This is a genomic window from Streptomyces sp. NBC_01428 (genome assembly GCF_036231965.1).
Taxonomy (GTDB): domain Bacteria; phylum Actinomycetota; class Actinomycetes; order Streptomycetales; family Streptomycetaceae; genus Streptomyces.
In genome coordinates this window covers 6,044,019-6,061,644 of sequence record NZ_CP109499.1, presented here as the reverse complement: position 1 = coordinate 6,061,644, position 17,626 = coordinate 6,044,019, and the positions used below count along the sequence as shown (strand labels likewise).

14 protein-coding genes and 2 tRNA genes are annotated in these 17,626 nt (G+C 71.3%); 7 read left to right on the top strand and 9 right to left on the bottom strand.

The annotated features are described in order from the left end of the window. Positions 1–130: 130 nt before the first annotated feature. Positions 131–207, bottom strand: a tRNA-Pro gene (locus OG406_RS26250). Between the two features lie 162 nt (positions 208–369). Between OG406_RS26250 and OG406_RS26245 the strand changes: the two genes are divergently transcribed. Further along, a tRNA-Gly gene (locus tag OG406_RS26245) sits at positions 370–443 on the top strand. 220 nt (positions 444–663) lie between these two features. Here OG406_RS26245 and OG406_RS26240 read toward each other — a convergent pair. Then, positions 664–858 (bottom strand): hypothetical protein, encoded by a 195-nt coding sequence (locus OG406_RS26240; RefSeq protein WP_016435177.1) that lies wholly within the window; start codon positions 856–858, stop codon positions 664–666. A 647-nt stretch (positions 859–1,505) separates the two neighbouring features. Between OG406_RS26240 and OG406_RS26235 the strand changes: the two genes are divergently transcribed. Next, positions 1,506–2,690 carry an acyltransferase family protein gene (locus tag OG406_RS26235; protein ID WP_329188090.1) on the top strand — a complete coding sequence of 395 codons (1,185 nt, stop codon included), beginning with the start codon at positions 1,506–1,508 and terminating at the stop codon, positions 2,688–2,690. A gap of 138 nt (positions 2,691–2,828) precedes the next feature. On the opposite strand, the gene OG406_RS26230 is transcribed toward OG406_RS26235, so the two are convergent. Continuing rightward, positions 2,829–3,284 carry an HD domain-containing protein gene (locus tag OG406_RS26230; protein ID WP_164369325.1) on the bottom strand — a complete coding sequence of 152 codons (456 nt, stop codon included), beginning with the start codon at positions 3,282–3,284 and terminating at the stop codon, positions 2,829–2,831. A 120-nt stretch (positions 3,285–3,404) separates the two neighbouring features. Beyond that, a complete protein-coding gene (locus OG406_RS26225) occupies positions 3,405–4,577 on the bottom strand; it encodes a PP2C family protein-serine/threonine phosphatase (RefSeq protein WP_081217267.1) in 1,173 nt (390 codons plus the stop codon). A gap of 170 nt (positions 4,578–4,747) precedes the next feature. On the opposite strand from OG406_RS26225, the gene OG406_RS26220 reads away from it, so the two are divergent. Beyond that, positions 4,748–5,977: a GNAT family N-acetyltransferase gene (locus tag OG406_RS26220; RefSeq protein ID WP_164369324.1), complete on the top strand. Its 1,230-nt coding sequence runs from the start codon at positions 4,748–4,750 to the stop codon at positions 5,975–5,977. A gap of 37 nt (positions 5,978–6,014) precedes the next feature. On the opposite strand, the gene OG406_RS26215 is transcribed toward OG406_RS26220, so the two are convergent. Together OG406_RS26215 and OG406_RS26210 are read right to left on the bottom strand one after the other, a co-directional pair. After that, positions 6,015–6,824, bottom strand: a complete 810-nt coding sequence (locus OG406_RS26215; protein ID WP_266613700.1) for an Fpg/Nei family DNA glycosylase — start codon at positions 6,822–6,824, stop codon at positions 6,015–6,017. Between the two features lie 64 nt (positions 6,825–6,888). Further along, on the bottom strand, positions 6,889–7,377 hold the full coding sequence (locus OG406_RS26210) for a ribose-5-phosphate isomerase (RefSeq protein WP_081217270.1): 489 nt from the start codon (positions 7,375–7,377) through the stop codon (positions 6,889–6,891). 259 nt (positions 7,378–7,636) lie between these two features. Here OG406_RS26210 and OG406_RS26205 point away from each other — a divergent pair, with 259 nt between their 5' ends. Further along, positions 7,637–9,124 (top strand): amino acid permease, encoded by a 1,488-nt coding sequence (locus OG406_RS26205; protein ID WP_329188087.1) that lies wholly within the window; start codon positions 7,637–7,639, stop codon positions 9,122–9,124. Positions 9,125–9,187: 63 nt separating this feature from the next. On the opposite strand, the gene OG406_RS26200 is transcribed toward OG406_RS26205, so the two are convergent. Continuing rightward, positions 9,188–12,322: a serine/threonine-protein kinase gene (locus OG406_RS26200; RefSeq protein ID WP_329190975.1), complete on the bottom strand. Its 3,135-nt coding sequence runs from the start codon at positions 12,320–12,322 to the stop codon at positions 9,188–9,190. A 231-nt stretch (positions 12,323–12,553) separates the two neighbouring features. Between OG406_RS26200 and OG406_RS26195 the strand changes: the two genes are divergently transcribed. Beyond that, the gene (locus tag OG406_RS26195) at positions 12,554–13,273 is read left to right on the top strand and encodes an LPXTG cell wall anchor domain-containing protein (protein ID WP_329188085.1); all 720 of its coding nucleotides are present in this window, start codon (positions 12,554–12,556) and stop codon (positions 13,271–13,273) included. Positions 13,274–13,446: 173 nt separating this feature from the next. Here OG406_RS26195 and OG406_RS26190 read toward each other — a convergent pair whose 3' ends face one another. Further along, positions 13,447–14,031: a biotin transporter BioY gene (locus tag OG406_RS26190; protein ID WP_164369321.1), complete on the bottom strand. Its 585-nt coding sequence runs from the start codon at positions 14,029–14,031 to the stop codon at positions 13,447–13,449. A gap of 495 nt (positions 14,032–14,526) precedes the next feature. Here OG406_RS26190 and OG406_RS26185 point away from each other — a divergent pair, with 495 nt between their 5' ends. Then, the gene (locus tag OG406_RS26185; protein ID WP_329188082.1) at positions 14,527–15,936 is read left to right on the top strand and encodes an amino acid permease; all 1,410 of its coding nucleotides are present in this window, start codon (positions 14,527–14,529) and stop codon (positions 15,934–15,936) included. Between the two features lie 603 nt (positions 15,937–16,539). After that, complete coding sequence (locus OG406_RS26180) at positions 16,540–16,746, top strand: hypothetical protein (protein WP_164369319.1); 207 nt, start codon at positions 16,540–16,542, stop codon at positions 16,744–16,746. Between the two features lie 80 nt (positions 16,747–16,826). On the opposite strand, the gene OG406_RS26175 is transcribed toward OG406_RS26180, so the two are convergent. After that, the gene (locus tag OG406_RS26175) at positions 16,827–17,495 is read right to left on the bottom strand and encodes a mycothiol-dependent nitroreductase Rv2466c family protein (protein WP_164369318.1); all 669 of its coding nucleotides are present in this window, start codon (positions 17,493–17,495) and stop codon (positions 16,827–16,829) included. Between the last annotated feature and the right edge of the window lie 131 nt (positions 17,496–17,626).

The window sequence follows — 17,626 nt, the reverse complement described above, 5'->3', positions numbered from 1 at the left end:
GCGGATTCGCGCGGCCCTTGAGAGACGTAACAGTGCAGACATACGGGCACGCAGCTTGCATAGTAACCGCAGGCGGTACACGCCCCAAAAGGTGATCTTGCCGAGGCAGGGCCCCGGCTGGTTCTGCCGGTGGTCGGGGTGGCGGGATTTGAACCCACGGCCTTCCGCTCCCAAAGCGGACGCGCTACCAAGCTGCGCCACACCCCGTCGGTGCGACACGTAGGGTACATGCCCGCAAGCGGTGCGGCTGCCGCATTTCGCCGGGTCGACACGGCGAGGAACGCGGAAGGAAACGGGGTGTGCGCCGAGGGGGGCCGACCCGCTACGATGCTTCCAGTGCCGCGGTCGCTGACCTGCGGCGCACCCTGTGCGGGCGTAGCTCAATGGTAGAGCCCTAGTCTTCCAAACTAGCTACGCGGGTTCGATTCCCGTCGCCCGCTCCATATGACGTAGGGCCAGGCCAGAGGTTCGATCCTCTGCCTGGCCCTCGGTCGTTCCCCGGGGCTCCGCGCGTGCTGTCGGCCGCCGCCGCCCTGCGCGCCCCGTCCGCCGAGGGGACCTCGGGTGCCGCGCTCGGGGCGACCCGTCGCGGCGATCCCCCGATGTCGACGCCGAGGCGACTCCCGTCGCGGGTGCCCACGGGAGGTCCGGCGGCCGGCGGCCTCAGAAACTGATCGAGTTGATCGTCTCCGCTATCGAGTTGAGGAACCGGTTGATGGACGGGGCCATGCCGGTCGACGCGAGGAAGAAGCCGAAGAGCACCGCGACGATGGCAGGTCCCGCCTTGATCGATCCTCCTCGGATCAGTACCACGAGGATGATCGCCAACAGCAGCACCACTGACAGCGAAATGGCCACAACTGATCACACCCTACGGTCGGTCCCGCACTCCCGGCCCGGAGGTGCAGCCCCGCACACCCCCGCCAGAACCATCGTGCCACCAACGAGCCGTTCGTATGCGGCAGGTGACGCATCGTTGGCCAAGGACAGACCCAAGAGCTGACCAAGGACACACCGGTTCACGGCGTCGCCCGCACGGCATCGCTCTCGCGCCGGAGCCGACTCCGAGGCGCCGTACGGCAATTCGGGAGCACCCCCTCACCGGAAATCAATAGAGGTCGTTGCCATGTCCACACACCCTGTTCGCAGGTAATTCGAATTGTTGCCACAGGCACACCGCGGGCACTCAAGACGGGTAACTAAAGCCTAATGAACCGGACATATGACCAGAGTCGCCCGCGGGCGTTATGCACGCTTTAGTCGGTATGAAGCGGGACAGAACACCCCTTCCCGGCAGGGGAATCGGCCCGCGCGATCTTGTGTGAATCGACAGGCACACATCTTCAAATCCGGGGTATGCGCAGGTGATAGCAGGTAATGAGATCGAAGGTTTTACGAGAACACACAGAGAACGCTAGGGTGCCTCAGATGTCCCACCACGCCACGTCTCCCGTATGCGCAGCGAGGCTCAGGACCGCCCCCGGAAGTTCGTGGCGGGAGGGCCTGTGACCAACACACTCCGACCCCAGGGCCGCACCGGGTCGCCACTCCCTCCGGCGGTGCAGCCGAAGGACGGGGTGCCGGGTCCGCGCTCTCCCCGGTCGTCGCCCGCGGAAACTTCCGCGACCGCGGGCTCGGCGCCGGGCGGCAAGCCCAAGAGCCGCGACGCCTTCTTCGACAACGCCAAGTACCTGGCCATCGTGCTCGTGGCGATGGGCCACACCTGGGAGCCGTTGAAGGGGCAGAGCCGCACGGTCGACGCGCTCTATGTCGTCGTCTACGGCTTCCACATGCCGGCCTTCATCATCATCTCCGGCTACTTCTCGCGGAACTTCGACATGCGCCCCGACCGCCTGAAGCGGCTCGTCACCGGCGTCGTCGTCCCGTACGTCCTCTTCGAGACCGCGTACTCGCTGTTCGACCGCTATGTCGGAGGCAACGCGGACCAGACGATCAGTCTGCTGGATCCCTGGTATCTCACCTGGTTCCTGATCGCGCTGTTCGTCTGGCGGCTGACGGCCCCGCTGTGGAAGCTGGTCCGCTGGCCCGTGCCCCTGGCGCTGGGCCTCGCCGCGCTCGCGTGCGTCTCGCCGGAGATCGGTAACGACCTGGACCTCCAACGGGTCCTGCAGTTCCTGCCGTTCTTCGTGCTCGGCCTGGTCATGAAGCCCGAGCACTTCCAGATGGTGCGCCGCCGCGAGGTGCGCGTCCTGTCGGTGCCCGTCGTCGCCCTGGCCCTGGCCGTGGGCTACTGGGCGGGGCCCCGGATGAACGACTCCTGGTTCTACCACCGCGACGCGGCACAGGAACTCGGCGCTCCCTGGTGGGCCGGCGTGGTCATGACGCTGGCGCTCTTCGGCTGCTCGCTCCTGCTCACCGCGTGCTTCTTCGCCTGGGTCCCGGGACGGCAGTACTGGTTCACGGCGCTCGGCGCCGGCACGCTGTACGGCTACCTGCTGCACGGCTTCGTGGTCCGCGCCTCGCGGCAGTGGAACTGGCTCGACCACGGCTGGGTGCAGACCCCCGTCGGTGAGATCTTCGTGACGGTCGTCGCGGCGGCGCTGATCACCGTGCTGTGCACCCGGCCCGTCCAGCGGATGTTCCGCTTCGCGATGGAGCCGAAGATGGAGTGGGCCTTCAAGCAGGACGCGGCGGAGCTGGCCCGGGAGCGGGCCAGGGCGAACGCCTAGAAGCACGGCGCACGGCCGTCGGGAGACATGGCGGAGGGCGGGCCCGGGAGTGATCCCGGGCCCGCCCTCGCGCGTGGCGCGGGCATGCTCTCCCGGCCGCGCCGGGACGCGGCCAAGTGGCCTCGGGAGCAGGGGTGTTCAGGCGGGCGGGAGTCCCAGCAGGGAGCGCATCGCCGCGTACTTCTTCGTCAGCCGGGCCCGGGTGTGCTCGTCGAGGACCGCGAGGCGGACCGGGTCCGCGTTGTGCGCCAGGTCGGACGCCTTGACCAACAGGGCGCCACGGGTGGTGCGGATGCGGCGCGCGTAGGCCTCCGCGGACTCGCCGTCCTGTTTGGTGAGCGCCAGCACGATGTCCTTCGTACGAGGGGTCAGCGCGGCTTCGGTCAGCCACTCCTCGGAGAGGGCGTCGTCCTCGACGGCGTCGTGCAGCCAGGCCGCTGCTATCTGGTCTTCGTCGCCGCCGCGTTCGCGGACGCCGTCCGCCACCGCCTGGAGGTGCTCGGCGTACGGGCGGCCGGCCTTGTCGGTCTGGGCGGCGTGCGCCGTGCGGGCGAGCGCCTCGACTTCGGCGAGGGTCAGGAGAGGTTGCGTCACGGGTTCAGTGTCCCCTCGGAACACCTCGCTGCCGCCTTCTTGCCGAAAACCGTGATGTCCGCGGCCTGCCGTCCGGGCGGGGCCCCGGATCCGCCCCGATCCGCCCGGCCCGCACCGGGGTCAGCGCACCGGGGTCAGGCCCTCGCGGCAGATCAGCAGCAGCGCCCGGTCGTCGTTGACGTCCTTGGCGACGGCCTCGATGAGATGCCAGGCGGCTCCGTGGAAGCCGCCGGCGACATAGCGGTCGGCCTCGCCGGTGAGCCGGTCGATGCCCTCGACGATGTCGCGCTCGGCGGTTTCGACCAGACCGTCCGTGAACAGCATCAACACGTCCCCGGGCCGCAGCGAGCCCTTCACCGGGTCGAACTGGGCACCGTCGTACACACCGAGGAGCGGGCCCTCCGCGGCCTTCTCCTCCCAGCGGCCGCTGCCCGCGCTGAGCTGGAGGCCCGGCGGGTGTCCGGCGGAGAAGAGTTCGTAGTCGCCCGAGTCGAGGTCGAGCACCAGGTGGATCGAGGTGGCGAAGCCCTCGTCCCAGTCCTGGCGCAGCAGATAGCCGTTGGCCGCGGTCAGGAAGGCGTGCGGCGGGAGCGAGCCGAGCAGGCCGCCGAAGGCTCCGGACAGCAGCAGGGCGCGGGAGCCGGCGTCCATCCCCTTTCCGGAGACGTCGGTGAGGACGACTTCGAGGGTCCGGCCGCCGTTCGTCCGGGCGGCCACGACGAAGTCGCCGGAGAACGACTGGCCGCCCGCCGGGCGCAGCGCCATCTCGCGGTGCCAGCCCACCGGGAGCTGCGGCAGCTTGCTCTGCACCCGGATGCGTTCGCGCAGGTCGAAGAGCATGGTGCCGCCGCGTCGCCAGGGCACGCCCACCCGGCTGCGGAACTGGGCGATCAGCAGGCCGAAGAAACCGCAGGCCGCGACGACCAGGACCACGCCGGGGGTGACCCGGGAGGGGCCCTCCGTGTAGGGGCCGAGCTTCACGGACTCGACTATCAGCGCGGTGGCGGCCGCCGCGTACAGCCCGAGCAGGCTCGCGGGGCGGAGCAGCAGGCCGCCGGCGACGATCGGCAGGACGAGGACGGCGGGTGAGCACCACACCGAGTTCACCAGGGTGGTGGCGGCGATCACGGGGATCGTGATGAGCAGGCCGGCGAGGGCGATCCAGTCGGAACCGTCGCCGCGGAAGTAGTCCACGGCGGATCTGCGCAGCCCTGTGCGGGCCCGGTGCCACAGCTTCTTCAACCGGGCCGCGAACGTATCGGCCTCCGAGCGCCGCTCTCGTCCTGCTGCCATTAGTTCGGGACCCTATCCATCGGACCAGGTGCTTGGCACGGGAGGTCCCACTTGTCCCCCGTCCGAGCGCTCAACTTCACAGAGAACTTCACCGACACGTTCCGGTCAGGGGGCTCGGCAACGGGCGAAATTCCCTCGCTCGTACCGCATTGCCCTGGTAGGCATGGGCTATGACGACTGACGTCCGGGTGCTCCGGCAGGCCGACTGGGACAAGTGGTACGAGAACCTGATCCGCGCGTTCGGAGGTGTGGCGGAGTCGTCCGAGGAGCGCGAACTGTGGAACGCGCTCACAGAGTACGACCGTTCGCTCGGCGTGTGGGACGGCGAGGAGTGTGTGGGTACGGCGGGGGCCTTCTCCTTCCGCGTCACCGTCCCGGGCGGCGCCTCGGTGCCGGCGGCCGGCGTGACGATGGTGAGCGTGGCCGCGACGCACCGGCGGCGCGGGGTGCTCACCGCGATGATGCGACGGCAGCTGGACGATCTCCGTGCGGGGAACGAGCCGCTCGCCGTGCTGACCGCGTCGGAACCGGCGATCTACGGCCGGTTCGGCTACGGCATCGGGACCCTGCAGATCAACGCCGAGATCGACACCGGTCGCGTGCGGCTGTCCGTGCCGCCGGGGACGGACGACGTACGGCTGCGGTACGCGGCGCCGGGCGACGTCCTCGACGTGTGCGAGGCGGTGTACGCGCGGCGCGTGCCGGAGCGTCCGGGGATGCTGGCGCGGCAGCCGGGCTGGGAGCGGCTCCAGGTGCTCGACCCGGAGGGCGAGCGGGACGGCGCGTCCCCTCTGCAGTGCGTGGTCGCGGAACGGGACGGCTCGGCGGTGGGCTACACGCGTTTCCGGGTGAAGCCGGGCTGGGGTCCGGCGGGGCACGACGGCGTGGTGCAGCTGGAGGATCTGGAGGGGACGGACGCGCCGGCGCGGGCCGCCCTGTGGCGGTTCCTGTCCGACGTCGACCTGACGACGACGCTGCGCACCCGGGGCCGGCCCGTGGACGAGGACTGGCAGCACCTGGTCTCGGACATCCGGCGCTGTCAGGTGCGGTTGAAGGACGCGCTGCATGTGCGGCTCGTCGACGTCGGGGCGGCGCTGGAGGCGCGGACGTATCAGGCCCCGGTGGACGTGGTGTTGGAGGTCGAGGACGCCTTCTGCCCCTGGAACGAGGGGCGTTGGCGGCTCACCGGCGACGCGAAGGGCGCCTCCTGCGTCCGGACCGGCGATTCACCCGATCTGGCGTTGTCCGTGCGGGAGTTGGGTGCGGCGTACCTGGGCGGTGTACCGCTCGCCTCGCTCGCGGCGGCCGGGCGGGTGCGGGAGCTGCGTCAGGGTGCGCTGGCGGAGGCGTCGATGGCGTTCACGTCGGTGGTCGCGCCCTGGCTGCCGCACGGGTTCTAGCGAAGGACCGGGCACGGGCCGCGGACCGGCCCCCGTTTCAGGCCTGTTGGCAGGTAGGGCACCAGAACAGGTTGCGGGCGGCGAGACCGGCGGTGCGGATCTCGCCGCCGCAGAGGTGACAGGGCAGGTGGGCCCTGCGGTACACGTAGACCTCGCCGCCGTGGTCGTCCACGCGCGGTGGCCGCCCCATGGCGTCGGGGGTGTGTTCGGGGCGGACCGTGTCGATGCGGTTGGTGCGGACGCCCTCGCGCATGAGGTCGGCCAGGTCCGCCCAGATCGCGTCCCACTCCCCCGCCCGGAGGTCCTTGCCCGCGCGGTACGGATCGATGCCGTGCCGGAAGAGGACCTCGGCGCGGTAGACGTTGCCCACGCCCGCGATGACCTTCTGGTCCATCAGCAGGGCGGCGATCGTCGTACGGCTGCGGGAGATCCGGCGGTAGGCCGCCGCGGGGTCGGCGTCGGGGCGCAGTGGGTCGGGGCCCAGCCGGTCGTGTATCGCGCCCTTCTCGTCGTCCGTGATGAGGGCGCAGGTGGTGGGGCCGCGCAGGTCGACGTGGGCGGTGTCGTTCACGAGACGCAGGCGGACGGTGTCGGTGGGCGGTGGGGCGGGCGTCGCACCGAAGCCGACCTTGCCGAAAAGGCCGAGGTGGATGTGGACCCAGTCGGCGTCGCGGAAGCCGAGGAAGAGGTGCTTGCCGTGGGCTTCCGCGGTGGTGAGGACGGACCCGTCGAGGAGGGCCGCGGCGTCGCTGAACTTGCCCTGGGGACTGGTGATCCGGGCCGCGCGGCCGCCGAACGCGCCGAGGTAGTCCTGGGCGAGCCGGTGAATGGTGTGCCCCTCGGGCACGGGTCCTCCTGGTGGTCCTTCGTCGCGGGGCCCGGCGTCCCGGGCCCCGAACGGTTCCGCGGTCCTACGGCTGCTGCGGGTGGTGCGCCGGGATGGGCGGGAGTTCCCGCGTCGTCTCGTAGTCCGCGAGCATCTGGATGCGGCGGACGTGGCGCTCTTCGCCGGTGAACGGGGTACCGAGGAAGGTCTCGACGAACTTCGTCGCCTCTTCCTCGGTGTGCATGCGGGCGCCGACGGACATGACGTTGGCGTTGTTGTGCTCGCGGCCCAGCGCGGCGGTCTCCTCGCTCCAGGCGAGCACGGCGCGTACGCCGGCGACCTTGTTCGCGGCGATCTGCTCGCCGTTGCCGGAGCCGCCGATGACGATGCCGAGCGAGCCCGGGTCCGCCACGGTGCGCTCGGCGGCGCGGAGGCAGAACGGCGGGTAGTCGTCCTGGGCGTCGTAGATGTGGGGCCCGCAGTCGACGGGCTCATGGCCCGCGGCCTTGAGCCACTCGACGAGGTGGTTCTTCAGTTCGAGACCGGCATGATCGGAGCCGAGATACACACGCATGGTCCGAGTGTGTCACGCCCGTCCCGGTCCGGCCTCGCCGGGGCCGACGGCCGAAAAACGTGAGCAATACTACAGAACCTCAAGGAAACCTCAAGTAACGATCTGGATTCAAAGGTTCACGAATTCCTTTGCCTCCGTTTCACTGGACCAACTCGTACGCCGGTCCACACGATGGAGCGACGCGTTCCCCGTACACCGCTCGTACGGATGGGACGCCGTGTACGGGAATCTGCTCATCCGGCGCAAAGGAATCCCCCTCATGACCTCGCAGCCGACCCCCACGAAGGCCGCACAGGCCCCAGGAGGCCCCGGAGAACCCGGTGGCGGCCTCCAGGCCGGACTCAAGAACCGTCACCTGACGATGATCGCCATCGGCGGTGTCATCGGAGCCGGACTGTTCGTCGGGTCCAGCACCGGCATCGCCACCACGGGCCCCGGCATCCTCCTCTCGTACGCGCTCGTCGGCACGCTCGTGGTGCTGGTGATGCGCATGCTCGGCGAGATGTCCGCCGCCAACCCGACCTCGGGTTCGTTCTCCGCGCACGCCGACCGCGCGCTCGGCCGCTGGGCCGGCTTCTCCATCGGCTGGCTGTACTGGTTCTTCTGGGTGGTGGTGCTGGCCGTGGAGGCCACCGCCGGCGCCACGATCCTCGAAGGATGGGTGCCCGCCGTACCGCAGTGGGGCTGGGCGCTCATCGTGATGATCGTCCTGACCGCGACGAACCTGGTCTCCGTGGGTTCGTACGGCGAGTTCGAGTTCTGGTTCGCCGGGATCAAGGTCGTGGCGATCGGCGCGTTCATCGTCGTCGGCGCCCTCGCGATCTTCGGCGTGCTGCCCGGCGTCCACGCCGACAAGGCGGGGGTGGGCAATCTGAGCGAGCACGGCGGGTTCCTGCCGCACGGGCCCGGCGCGATCCTCACCGGTGTGCTGCTGGTCGTCTTCTCCTTCATGGGCAGCGAGATCGCGACGCTCGCGGCCGGCGAGTCCTCGGACCCGCAGCGGGCGGTGACCAAGTCGACGAACAGCATCATCTGGCGTATCGCCGTCTTCTACCTGGGCTCGATCCTCGTCGTCATCACCCTGGTGCCGTGGAACGACCCGGCGATCAAGGAGAAGGGCTCGTACGTCGCGGCCCTGGACTCCCTCGGCATCGCGCACGCCGGCGAGATCATGAACTTCATCGTGCTGACCTCGGTGCTGTCCTGTCTCAACTCCGGTCTCTACACGGCCTCGCGGATGGCGTTCTCGCTCGGTGAGCGCCGGGACGCGCCCAAGGCCTTCGCCCGGACCACCCGGCGCGGTGTGCCGATGACCGCCATCGTCGTCTCGGTCGTGTTCGGCTTCGTCGCCGTCTTCTTCAACTACAAGTTCCCGGACTCGGTCTTCCTCTTCCTGGTCAACTCCTCCGGTGCGGTCGCCCTGTTCGTGTGGCTCGTCATCTGCTTCTCGCAGCTGCGCATGCGGAAGATCATCCAGCGTGAGGCGCCGGAGAAGCTCGTCGTGAAGATGTGGCTCTACCCGTACCTGACGTGGGCGACCGCGGCTCTGATCGTCTTCGTGCTCGGCTACATGCTGACCGACACCGAGCACGACGGCCGTACGACCGTGCTGCTGTCGCTGCTCGTCGCGGCGGTCGTGGTGGCCATCGCCGTCGTCCGGCAGAAGCTCGGCGCCGGTTCGTCCTCGGCCGCGGGACCGCTCGCGAGCGCGTCCCGCGACGAGGAGCAGGCCGAGGTCGGCGCCTGACCCGCCCTCCCGGCCTGACGGGAGAGGGGCTCGCGGCACTGCGCCGCGGGCCCCTCTCCCTGTTCACAGCACGGTGAAGCTCTTCTTCACCTGGTGGTAGGTCGCGACGGCCCCGTCCTCGATGTCCCGGTGGTACCAGGTGTTGATCTGGTACGACTTCCCGTCGACGTCGAAGCCGAGCAGCCGGGCGTGCCAGCCCACCCCCTTTATCGTGAACGTGTACTCCCAGACGATCGCGGGCCTGCCCTGGAACGTCGTCTCCTCCAGCCGGATCTTCCGGTAGTCCTGGCCCTGCCGGGCGTTCTGCTCCGAGGTCTGCCAGGTGTCCATCAGGTTCCCCTTGGCGAGGGAGGACTTGGCCGCGAGTTCCTGGGCGCCGTCGGGCGAGGTGTAGTGCACCTCCGAGCCCGTCTGCAGGTCGCGGCGCCAGCCCTTCGGCGTCACCCACGCGTATCCCCCGGCCTCCCGGTGCGCTCCCGGGGGCAGGCTGGGCGGGCGCGAGGTGCCCTCGACGGTGGGTGAGGCGGACGTGGGGCCCCCGTCCGCGGACGAGGCGGTGGCCGCCGACGAGGCTCCCGGCGACGCGGCGCTCCGGCCCTCGGGCGAGCCGCCGCCCGACAGCGCGAGGACGATCCCGGCGACCGCCCCGGCGACCACCAGACCGGCGGCCGCGACGACGACACGGCGCCTGCCGCCCCGCCCGCCGGGCCCGGTGGCCGTCCCGCCGTCCTCCCCGGCTCCCGGCGGAGACCCGGCTTCCGGAGTCGACTGTGCGGCGGGGCCCGGGAGTTCACCCCGTGGCGGCAGGACGGACACCGGTGCGGTAGGCAGGTGGGACGGGGTCTCCGAACGGGGTTCCCCGCGCGGTTCGGACGGCGCTTCGGTGGAGGCGTTGGCCGTGGCCGGCGGAACGGGGCCCCGGGTGAGGGCCCCGGCGCCGCTCGCCGGGACACCCTCCGCGGAACGGGCCCGCGCGTGCTTCCGGAAGTCGGGCGCGCTCGTGCGGGCCGGCGTACGCGGGACCGGGACGGCGTCCTGTACGGAGAGGGGTCCCCCGGGGTCGGCGGGCGTCCCCTCGTCCTGCGGGAGATCCTCCGCGGGCGAGGAACCCTCCGCCGGTTCCCCCGAGAACGGCTCCTCCAGTGGCGGGGTCGCTTCGGGCAGGTCCGCCGGGAGGCGCGTCGCCCGGATGCGCCGGGCGTCGAGCAGAGCGCGCGTGGGCGACGCTGCGGGCGCCGGGGACTTCGGGTCGGGGGCAGGCGCGGGTTCAGGGGCCGCGTCGGCCTCGGGACGTGCGGACTCGTCCGTGAGATCCGAAGGGGGTTCGGACAACTTCCCCGCTCCGGGGGCGGGTTGAGGCGGGAAGTCGCGCTCGCGGCCGGGTTCGCGCCCCGACGGGAGGCGCGGCGGCGGGTCGAGGACGGGCTCCGAGGCCGGTTCGGGAGGGGTGCCCGGCACGTCGCGCCGGTCCGTCACCGGCCGGTGCGCGGAGTGCGGTTCGAGTGGGGACGGGGATGGGGGTGTGGATGGAGGTGTGGCGTCGGATTCGGCCCGGCGTCCTGGAGCGGAGTCGTGCGCCGGGGCCGACGCCGCTTCCGAGGGGGCGGGATGTGCCGGCACGGGGACCGAGGCGCCGGGCCGGGAATCGGGCTCCCCAACGGGCGACGCCGGAGTGCGCTCGGAGATCGGCCCGCTCGGGGAGACGACGGTGGGCGAGTACCCCGGGCCGGGTCCGTGGTCCGAGCCCGGCGTCGTCGCGGGGTCCTCACCCTGGCCGGCGCCCGGCGTGGACGCGGCCCCGGGCGCCTGCCCGGAACGCGGACCGGGGGTGGAGGCAGGGGCCGGGCCGCGACCGGGGCCCGGGGGCGTCGCGGCGGTTTGCCGTCCGTGCCCTGCGCCCGGCGTGGAGGCGGGCCCGGGGGTCTGCCCGGAACGCGGGGGTGAGGCAGGCGCGGCGCCCGGTTCGGCCCCTGGGCCGGGCAGGACGGCGGGATTCCGTCCGTGCGCGGCGCTCTGCGTCGGCGCGGGCCCCGGAGCCCGGGCGGAACGCGGACCGGCGGGGCGGGCCGGTCCGGGTCCGCCGTCGGGACCCGGGGGTGTCGAGGACGTCCGTCCGCGTTCGGAGGCCGGCGCGGTCGCGTCACCCGGTTCGTGACCCGCGCCCGGAGTCGCCGGGCCGTGTTGCGGAACCGGAGGCGTCGGGGGCGTCCGGTCCGGGGGCGGAGCCGGCGGGCGGTGGGGAGCCTGACCGTGGTCGGGCGTGGAAGCGTGTCCCGGTTGCCGCCCGTGGGCCGAGGAGCGGTCGGGTTCCCGCCCGGCGCCCGGGGTGCGCCCGGGGCCTTCGGTTCGGGTGCGGCCGTACGCGGGGCCGAACTCGACGCCGGTGGTGAAGTCGTACTCCGGGCCCTCCGTCAACGGGCGGGTGGCCGCCGACCCGGGGGCGGGGGGCCGGGCGATCTCCTCCAGCGCCGTCTCCAGTTCCTCCAGGCCGGGCCGGGTGTCCGGCTCCTTCTCCAGGAGGGCGGCGAGGATGTCCCGCAACACACCGGCGGCAGCCGGGAGAACCGGCTCCTCGTAGAGGACGGCGTGCAGGGTCGCGTACGTGGTGGCGCGGGAGAACGGGGAGCGGCCGCCGAGGGCCGCGCACAGGGTGGCGCCGAGGGACCACACGTCGGAGGGCGGCCCCTGCGGGCGGCCGGAGATCCGCTCGGGCGCCATGTAGTCGGGGGAGCCGACGAGCATGCCCGCCATGGTGAGCGCCTCGGCGTCCTGCAGCGCGGCGATCCCGAAGTCGGTGAGGACGACGCGCCGCCGTCCGGCGCGCTCCACCAGCACGTTGCCCGGCTTGATGTCGCGGTGCAGCACTCCCCCGGCGTGCACCTGCCGCAGCGCGCCGACCAGTTCGAGACCGACACGGGCCGCCTCACGCGGGTCCAGCGGACCGTCCTCCGCCACGACCCGTTCGAGCGAGCGGCCGGCGACGAGTTCCATGACGATCCACAGCCGCTCGCTCGCGTCCACCACGTCGTAGATGCGGACGACGCCCGGATGGTCGATCCGGGCCGTGGCCCGCGCCTCGCGCAGGGTGCGCTCCCGGCGCGTGCGGGTGTCCTCGGGATCGAGTCCGTCTATGCGCATTTCCTTGACCGCGACCTGCCGGTCGAGCATTTCGTCGGCGGCTCGCCACACCCGCCCCATTCCCCCCTGGCCAATACTCTCGACCAGTCGATAGCGCCCGGTCACCAATAATCCCGGAACACCACCCTGTACGTGCGCCGACAATCCCCCCACCCCCTCAACATCAGCCACATTCGCCCGTCACAACAGAAACACAATGGTCACACTTCAGGCCGTACCAGCATAGTGCGGAGAAATCTTGTGGTACCTCTTCAAGTACTGCGAATTCAGGCGCAGCCAAGGGGGGCGAACATGCGTTCTCGTCACACGACGACCATTACGGGATCTCTGCTCGCGGCATGTTTCTCGGCCGTGGTGATCCTTTCCCACACCGCCGTCGCGGACGACCAGGGACCGGGCAGCGGCAAGGGCGGCAAGGCCATGGACAAGGCGCCGGCGGGCGTGAAGGTGACCACGTTGCTGCCGTCGAAGATCTCGGTCGACAACAGTACGCAGAAGACGGCAATGACCGCCACGGTAAAGAACGAAGGGACAAAGGAAAGCGGTGACATCCGACTGCTGGTGGTCGGTTTCGACGGCCTGAAGGTCAAGAACGTGAAGGGCTGCACGGCGATGGGAGAAAAGGATCTCCCGGAGGGTTCGAACAGCGGTTTCGTGTGTTCCGTCGGCAATCTCGCGGTGGGCAAGTCGAAATCGTTCGCCGTCGATGCCACGTTCGATCTGGGAAAGACCGGAAAGATCTGTCTTCCGGTCCAGACGGGCGACGGGAAGAAGACCTACTGGCAACAGGGACCGGTTCCGTTCGGGACGACGAACCCGTCGCCGAACGCACCGGCCACCCCGCTGCTGCTGGGCACGGACAACAAGCCGGTGGCACCGGGCGGGGACTCGCTGCCGAAGACCGGTCCGGGGAGTTCGGTCCTGCCGTTCGGTGCGGCGGGCGCGGCCCTGATCTCGGCCGGGGCCGCGGGCATGTGGTGGGTCCGCCGCAGGCCGCGCCAGGAGGCGTGACCGCCGGGCGCGACCTCGGGTGAGAACGCGGAAGAGGCCCGCCGGCGGGGTGGGACACCCCCGGCGGGCCTCTTCCGCTGAACGTCACGTCCTCCGGGACGTGATGTCCGGCTCGACGCGCTTCACTTCACGTCGAGCATCACTTCTTGTCCAGCGTCACTTCTCGTCGCGCGTCACTTCTTGTCGACGAGCTTCCATGCCGTCGGCAGCAGGCCCATGGCCAGTGCGGCCTTGAGGGCGTCGCCGATCAGGAACGGCGTGAGGCCCGCCGCGACGGCCGCGCTCGCCGACATGCCGGTGGCCAGGGCCAGGTAGGGCACGCCGATCGCGTAGACGATCGCCTCGCCGATGAGCATCGTGCCCGCCATGCGCAGGACCGAGCGGTCGGCGCCACGGCGGGCCAGGGACCCGACGACCGTCGACGCGAGCAGCATGCCGAGGACGTAGCCGAAGGACGGCGCCGCGGCACCCGAGCCGCCGCCCGCGAACCACGGGACACCGGCCATGCCGACCAGCGCGTACACCGCGAGGGACAGGAAGCCGCGGCGCGCGCCGAGTGCCGTGCCGACGAGCAGCGCGGCGAAGGTCTGGCCGGTCACCGGCACCGGGGACCCCGGGACGGGCAGCGAGATCTGGGCGGCGAGTCCGGTGAGTGCGGCACCGCCGACCACGAGGGCGACGTCGCGGACGCGGGAGGCCGGGAGGAGGTCGGCGAGGACCTCGCCGGGTCGGGAGGACGTGGCGGCAGCGGTGCTCATGGGGACTCCGGCGAAGGGGATGCCCCACGGACTCCTGGGGAGTTCGAGGGGAGGCAGGTCGGGACACGGTGACGCTATCCCAGGGGCGTACGGGTGATCACCGTCAGCGCTCGACAAAGGGCGGAGCGCGCGCTTGGTGGGCTCCTCACAAAGAACGGCCCGTACACCCGCGCGGAGGTGATGCTGGTCACTGCGGTGACGTGGTCCGTGCCGCGCTCCGGCGCCGGGCGCGACTGTAGGGACTCACCAAAGGGGTCGCCGTGTTCCCAACGAGGGGTGCGCGGCGCTCGCGTCACCGTGACCGAACCGGCGCCCCGGCCCAGCTCCACCTGCGGCCCGGCCCCCGACCCCGACCCCGAAGTGAACGGAACCTCACGCTCCGTACGGATCGCGTCCGCATGCTGGGCGGCCTTGCCCTCCCGGTGGTGCGGCTGCCCAGACTGTGGGCGTTTTTGCCGCTCGCACGCACTCGCACGTAAGGGACCCCCCGCTCTCATGTCCCGCACCACCCTCGACACCCCGCCCGGCGACACCCCACCCGGCTCCGCCGGCGCCGAAGCGCCCCTGTCCCACGGTCTGAAGCAGCGCCACCTCTCGATGATCGCCCTCGGCGGTGTCATCGGCGCCGGACTGTTCGTCGGCTCCGGCGCCGGCATCGCCGCCGCCGGTCCGTCCATCGTCATCGCGTACGCCGTATCGGGTCTGCTCGTCATGCTGGTGATGCGGATGCTCGGCGAGATGTCGGCCGCGTATCCGTCCTCCGGATCCTTCTCGGCGCACGCCGAGCGGGCGATCGGGCCCTGGGCCGGCTTCACGGCCGGCTGGGCCTTCTGGGTGCTGCTGTGCACGGCGGTCGGCCTGGAGGGCATCGGCGCCGCGAAGATCGTCACCGGCTGGCTGCCCGGCACGCCCGAGTGGGCCTGGGTGGCGCTGTTCATGGTCGTCTTCTGCGTGGCCAACCTCGCCGCCGTGAAGAACTTCGGCGAGTTCGAGTTCTGGTTCGCGGCCCTCAAGGTCGGCGCCATCGCGCTGTTCCTCGTGCTCGGCGTCCTGGCCATCACGGGTGTCCTGCCCGGCACGGACGCTCCGGGCACCGCCAACCTCACGGGCGACGGGGGCTTCCTGCCGAACGGCGGTGAGGGGCTCGTCATCGGACTGCTCGCCTCGGTGTTCGCGTACGGCGGTCTGGAGACCGTGACGATCGCGGCGGCCGAGTCGCAGGACCCGGTCAAGGGCGTCGCGAGCGCGGTCCGCACCGCGATGTGGCGCATCGCGCTCTTCTACGTCGGCTCGATGGCGGTCATCGTCACCCTCGTGCCGTGGGACTCCGAGGCGGTCGTCACCAGCGGCCCGTACGTGGCCACCCTCGAACACCTCGGCATCCCGGGCGCCGGACAGCTGATGAACGTGGTCATCCTCGTGGCCCTGCTGTCGGCGATGAACGCGAACATCTACGGCTCCTCGCGCATCGCCTACTCCCTGGTCGAGCGCGGGCAGGGCCCGAAGGCCCTCGGCCGCGTCTCGTCGGGGGTGCCGCGGGTCGCCGTGCTCGTCTCCTGCGTCTTCGGTTTCGCCTGTGTCGTCCTCAGCTACTGGCGTCCGGACGACGTCTTCCCCTGGCTGCTGAACATGATCGGCGCGGTGATCCTGGTCGTCTGGATGTTCATCGCGGTCTCCCAACTGCGGCTGCGCCGGCGCCTGGACCGGGAGGCGCCGCAGAAGCTGGTCGTCCGCATGTGGGCGTTCCCCGCGCTGACCTGGATCGCGCTGGCCGGCATGGTCGCCGTCTTCGCCCTGATGGCCCGGGAGCCGGACACCCGCGTGCAGCTCTACTCCACGGGCGGCATGACGCTGTTCCTGGCAGCGGTCGGCTACGCCCGCCAGCGGACCCGCGCCCGCGCCTGACCGGCCCGGCCGCCCCGCCCGAGGGGCCCTCACGCGAGGACGACATCGCGCGGGGGCCCCTTTCGCGTACCCGGGCGCGGTTGCCGGAGCTCGCACGATCCGGTGGCGTGCCCGGACACACACTCGCCTCCTGTTGCTGCTAGCGTGCAGTTGCGACCTGTTCGCAATAAAGCGAGGGGTGCGAGGGCGCGTGCCCGTCCGTACGCGCCCCCGGACGCCTGGAGCGTGAAGCGTCCTGCTCGTGATCGTCTTCTCACCTTTCACGGAGCGGGCGGAAGAAAGGGAGCCCCTGCGAGGACATGACTCGCAGGGGCTCTCCCCTGCCCGGGATCTCCGGGTACGCCGGTCCGGACGACGAGCCCGCCTTCAGGACACGCGCGGCCGGAACCGGAACCCTCGTGGGGGCGGGGCCGCAAGATGAGAGCGGAACGTGCTGCGCAGGGGGCGCTCGGAGTGAAAGGGCGTCGCGGCGGGACGGAATTTGGGACCGTGGGCCGACCCGGGGAGCGCATACGCTCGCGGGGCCGGCGTCCGGCACCCGGACGCCTCCGGCCCTCGTGCCCGCTCTCTGCCCCCGGACCGGTTCCACACGGAGGTGTCGCCGTGGACGTGCGCTGCCCGAACTGCGGAGGACCGCTGCAGCGGTTCCGCAAGCTCACCAAGGACGAGGAGGCGCAGGTGCGCCGGATCCTGGAGGTGGACGACCCGGCCGCCTATCACCGCTGCACGCGGAAGGGCTGCCGCCGCTTCCAGCGGTGGATCAACTGGCGGGACGGGGGCGACTTCCCGGAGGCCCAGGCCGCCACCTGACACGCGACCGGGGCCCGGCGTGTGCCGGGCCCCGGGGAGCAGCGGACCGGCCGGCGGAGAGCGCCGGGCCGGGAGCCGGACTACAGGTTGCTGAAGTCCGGACCGGCGGAACGGGAGCGCTTGAGCTCGTAGAAGCCGGGCACCGAGGCGACCAGCAGCGTGCCGTCCCACAGCTTCGCGGCCTCCTCGCCCTTGGGCGCGGGGGTGACGACGGGACCGAAGAAGGCGATCTGCTCGCCGTCGGCACCGGGCACGGCGATGACCGGGGTGCCGACGTCCTGGCCGACCTTCTCGATGCCCTCCTTGTGGGAGGCGCGCAGCTCGGCGTCGAACTCGAAGTCGTCCTGGTCGGCGTAGTCGATCAGGTCGGCGGGCAGCCCGACGTCGGCGAGGGCGCCGACGATGGCCTCCCTGGTCGGGCCCGCGCCCTCGTTGTGGATGCGGGTGCCGAGCGCGGTGTACAGCGGGCCGAGGACGTCCTCGCCGTGCTTCTGCCAGGCGGCGGTGACGACCCGGATCGGCTGCCAGGCCTTGGTGGAGAGCAGCTCGCGGTACTCCTCGGGCAGCTCGTCCAGCTTGGGCTCGTTCAGGACGGCGAGGCTCATGATGTGCCAGCGCACCTCGATGTCGCGGACCTTCTCCACTTCGAGCACCCACCGCGAGGTCATCCAGGCCCAGGGGCACAGCGGGTCGAACCAGAAGTCGACGGGGGTCTTGCCGGAACTGGGCTGAGCGGTCTGCTCGGACATGGCTCTCCTCGGAACGCGGGCTTTACGGGTCCAACGCACGAGGCCGTCCGCGCCATTCCCGCACGGCGCCCCCGTTCCGCTCCTCCCGGCCGCCCGCGCCGTCGCGCGGGCGTCCTCGGCACCGTGCTGTC

Bases quoted from the DNA above. Each gene is read 5' to 3' on its own strand.
- OG406_RS26225 (WP_081217267.1), bottom strand. From the start codon at position 4,577: ATGGCAGCAGGACGAGAGCGGCGCTCGGAGGCCGATACGTTCGCGGCC.
- OG406_RS26220 (WP_164369324.1), top strand. From the start codon at position 4,748: ATGACGACTGACGTCCGGGTGCTCCGGCAGGCCGACTGGGACAAGTGG.
- OG406_RS26210 (WP_081217270.1), bottom strand. From the start codon at position 7,377: ATGCGTGTGTATCTCGGCTCCGATCATGCCGGTCTCGAACTGAAGAAC.
- OG406_RS26205 (WP_329188087.1), top strand. From the start codon at position 7,637: ATGACCTCGCAGCCGACCCCCACGAAGGCCGCACAGGCCCCAGGAGGC.
- OG406_RS26200 (WP_329190975.1), bottom strand. From the start codon at position 12,322: ATGGGGCGGGTGTGGCGAGCCGCCGACGAAATGCTCGACCGGCAGGTC.
- OG406_RS26195 (WP_329188085.1), top strand. From the start codon at position 12,554: ATGCGTTCTCGTCACACGACGACCATTACGGGATCTCTGCTCGCGGCA.
- OG406_RS26190 (WP_164369321.1), bottom strand. From the start codon at position 14,031: ATGAGCACCGCTGCCGCCACGTCCTCCCGACCCGGCGAGGTCCTCGCC.
- OG406_RS26185 (WP_329188082.1), top strand. From the start codon at position 14,527: ATGTCCCGCACCACCCTCGACACCCCGCCCGGCGACACCCCACCCGGC.
- OG406_RS26175 (WP_164369318.1), bottom strand. From the start codon at position 17,495: ATGTCCGAGCAGACCGCTCAGCCCAGTTCCGGCAAGACCCCCGTCGAC.